The 3876-nt window shown below is 70.8% G+C and carries 1 protein-coding gene and 1 pseudogene; both read right to left on the bottom strand.

Annotation, left to right across the window (positions count from 1 at the left end; genetic code table 11):
- Positions 1-2052, bottom strand: a 2052-nt coding sequence (locus tag LI94_RS25000) for a PGRS repeat-containing protein (RefSeq protein ID WP_052740001.1), incomplete at its 3' end; no start/stop codon positions are given.
- A gap of 495 nt (positions 2053-2547) precedes the next feature.
- A pseudogene (locus LI94_RS24010) lies at positions 2548-3876 on the bottom strand (hypothetical protein); the annotation flags it as partial.

Raw genomic sequence — 3876 nt, 5'->3', positions numbered from 1 at the left:
ACCCGCGGCACCGTCCTTACCGTCGCCACCGGCACCGCCAACACCGCCCGCACCCGAAGCCCCGCGCGTGATGCCATCGGCCTGCAAGCCACCCAGGCCCGCGTCGCCGCCGGCGCCGCCATTGCCACCAGCGGTACCGGCTACCGCAGTCGCATCCGACGCGGCGTCATACCCGGCGCCACCGACGCCGCCGCTGCCACCCTTACCGGCCGTGCCCGCCGTACCGCTGGCGGCCTGACCCGCCGGGCCCTGACCACCCGCACCGGCTTGGCCGGCGTTGCCGCCGTGTCCGCCGGCCTGACCGTCGAAACCGTCGGGGTGCGCTGCGGTCCCAGCATCACCGTCCGCACCGTCGATGCCGGCGCCACCGTTACCACCGTTACCGCCCTGGCCACCGGAATCCTGCGAGCCGGCCGCACCAGCCGCGCCGTCGTCCATGAACCAACCACCGGCACCACCGACACCAGCCTTGCCCGCCGCGCCGCCGTTACCGCCGACGCCCCCGTTACCACCATTGGTGCCGTCGGCGCCGGCCACTGCGCCGTCGGTGCCGTCGGCGCCAGCCCCTCCGGCGCCGCCCTTACCGCCGTCACCGGCCGCACCACCGTTACCTCCGGCACCGAACAGGTAAGCGCCCCTACCACCGGCACCCCCGTTCCCGCCGTTCCCGCCGTTGCCGCCGGCACCACCGTTGCCGTCGCCTCCATTGGCGAAGCTGCCGGCCGCACCCGCCGCGCCGGCGAAGCCGTTGCCGCCGGCACCACCGGTGCCGGCGGTGCTGAACACGCCCCACAGGGCCGCGTCGCCACCGGTGCCGCCGTTACCACCGGCAGTGCCCAAGTCGTCGGCGGTACCACCGTCACCGCCGGCGCCGCCACGGCTGAACCAGGAGAACAGGCCCGCGCTGCCACCGTCACCGCCGTTGCCACCGTCGTTGCCATTACCGCCGGCACCACCGTTGCTCCAGCCGCCGAACAGGCTGCCTCCGCCGCCATTGCCACCGGTGTGGCCGTCGCCACCGGCGCCGGCGTCACTGAGCGTGGAGAACCAGCCGACGCCACCACCGTCACCGCCGTTACCACCGATGCCGTCACCACCGGCGCCACCGCTGCTGCTGAATAGGGCAAGCAGGCTTCCCGTACCACCGTCGCCGCCGTTGTAGCCGTCACCACCGTCGCCGGCGTCGCTGAACCAGGAGAACCAGCCGACGTTGCCGCCGTCGCCGCCGTTCCCGCCGTTACCACCGTTGCCACCGGCGCCGGCACTGCTGAACCAGGAGTACAACCCGACGTTGCCGCCCTTACCACCGGCACCGCCGACACCACCGCCGACACCACCGACACCGGCGTCGCTGAACCAGGCGAGGATGGCACCGTCGCCGCCCATACCGCCGGTACCACCGTCAAGACCGCCGGCACCACCGGCGCCGGCCTGGCTGAAGGCGGCGAACCAACCGGCGCTGCCACCGGCGCCACCGTCACCCGTGCCCCAGCCGTCGCCACCGGCGCCGCCATCGCCACCGAACAAGCCGCCCTGGCCGCCGGCGCCACCGTCAATGCCGGCTATGCCGTCGGCGTCCCAGCCCGCGCCACCAGTGCCATAGATCCACCCACCGGCAGCGCCGTCGGGGTTATCGGCGGTGCCATCGGCGCCGTTGCCGAACGGCATCAGCAAGTTGTAGTCGAACAAGTTGAACTGGGCAGAACCCGGCAGGCTGAAGTCGGTGGCGCCGCTGAAGATGTTCAGGTTCAGGTCGGCCAGCACCGCGTCCCAGGCGGCCGGCGCACCGAAGCTGTCGAACACGAAGGACCAGCTGGAGGGGTCCAGGACGGTCGCCCAGGCGTCCTGATCGCCGAAGTCAAGGGCGAGGCCGTTGAAGGCGTCACCGAGGTCCTGACCGAACAGATCGATGAGCACGTCGTCGAAGTCCGCACGCGCCGTCGGAGCCGCCGCCATCGGAGCCATCCCGAACGTGAGGAAGGCACCAACCGCGCTACCCGCACCGATGATCCGGTTGCTACGACGACCCTTGTCCTGGCGGTGACGGCCCATAACCAAACTTCTCCTTAACGATTACACAGATAACCCACAGCGAGCCCTGCGTTGCGAGATTAACACTGATTCCGGAAGAGTCAATCCCAGTTCACTACATAGAACTACGTTTCGGTAATTGCGGTTAGCAAGTGGGTAATAGTGGTTAACCAGACCACATAACTCGACTACAGCTCGCTCTGCGCCCGCTAACCTGGGAGTCTGCCGTCCGAAGGCTGGAAGAATCACGTCGGCCTGGCCTCTCCAGGGGCGTCCGCGACGTTCTTTCCCGCCCCAGACGCAAGCCAGCGGTGCCTCGTATCGCGCCCAGCGTCCTCTGCCCTAAACGGCAGTTCCCCGTGGCAAACATCCGGAGCACGAGTTGCCGGGGTCGACTTCTCAGGATGCGCGTCAGCGCCGCACGGCGGCTCCGTCAGGCGACGGCCCGCGGCGACATCGACGACACCATCACGGCCCGGTCGAGTGACCGGGCCGTGATGGGTTAGGCGGGTTCGATTAGGGGTGGTTTGCGCCGTTGGCGCCCAGAACCGTTTGGTTGTTGTTCGGGTTGGGCCACCCGGGGTTCTCTCCGTGGTTGACCGCATAGACGTCCGCCTCGGTACCACCGCCACCGGTTTGACCGCTGCCGCCGTCGCCGCCGTTACCGCCGACCACCCTGTTGTTGTTGGCAGTCGGATTGTCGGTGGGGCTCCCGGCGGTCGTGAGCGCGGACCCGATGTTGCCGTCAGCGCCAGCGCCGCCGTTCCCGCCTCCGCTACCCTTGCCGCCGTCGCCGCCGGTAGCGTCGCCGCCCGTGGCTGTGGTGTTCTCACCCAGTGCGGTGACCCGGGCGGTTCCGCCGAGGCCGCCGTGGCCTCCATCGCCTTCACCACCGGCGCCGCCCTGGGCCGTACCGCTGGCCACGGCATTGGCTCCACCCGCGGCGATACTGCCCTTGCCGCCGTTACCGCCGTGGCCGCCATTGTGGGCTTCGCCGCCTGCACCGCCGGTCGAGATACCGCTAGCCGTCCCGCCGAGGCCGCCGAGGCTCGGGTCACCGAAGCCGCTGGTGGTCTTGGCGCTCTCGATATCAGAGCTTCCACCATTGCCGCCCACGCTGTTGTCCCCGAAGGCCTCGCCACCGGCGCCGCCGGTGGACAGACCGTAGGAGTTGCCGCCCGCGCCGTCGGCCTCCAGCTCGCCCCAAGAGCCCTTGCCGCCCTGACCGCCGTCGTGCCCGGCGCCACCGGCACCGCCGACCGCGACGGCGGTGTTGCCGCCCCCACCGATCGTGCCGCCCGCAGCGTCGACGATCAGCTGACCGCTGCCGCCTTCGCCACCCTTTCCGGCCCCGGAGACTCCGACCCCGCTGCCTGCGCCGCCGTCGCCGCCGGTGGCCGTCCCGGTAATGGTGCTACCGGTACCGGTTGCAGCGGCCAGGCCGAAGCCGCCCTTACCGCCCTGTCCGCCGTCCGTCCCGTCCCCGCCGACACCGCCCTTGACGGTGGTGTCGGTGATGTGGGCTCCGTTGGTCGCGGCGATGCCGGCTGCGCCGCCCTCACCGCCGGCGCTGCCGCTGTTGCCGTCACCGACCCCGGCGTTGCCACCGATCGCGTTGCTCCCCGAGATGAGGCTGCCGGTACCGATAGCCGACAGGCTCGCCGCACCGCCGGCAGCGGTGTCGCTGGCATTACCGCCGGTAACCGTGCTGCCGGTGATGACCCCGCCACCGCTGACCGTGGCCGTGGCCGCACCGCCGGCGAAGTTGGCGGTGTTCAACCCGCTGGTGATGGTGGTGTCGGTGATGCTGCTGCCCGCGCCATCGACGGTCAGTGAGTTGTTGGC

Source organism: Mycobacterium sp. UM_Kg27, from assembly GCF_000972905.1.
Taxonomy (GTDB): domain Bacteria; phylum Actinomycetota; class Actinomycetes; order Mycobacteriales; family Mycobacteriaceae; genus Mycobacterium.
Note: the sequence above shows the minus strand (reverse complement) of the source record. Positions and strands in the feature narration are given on the sequence as shown.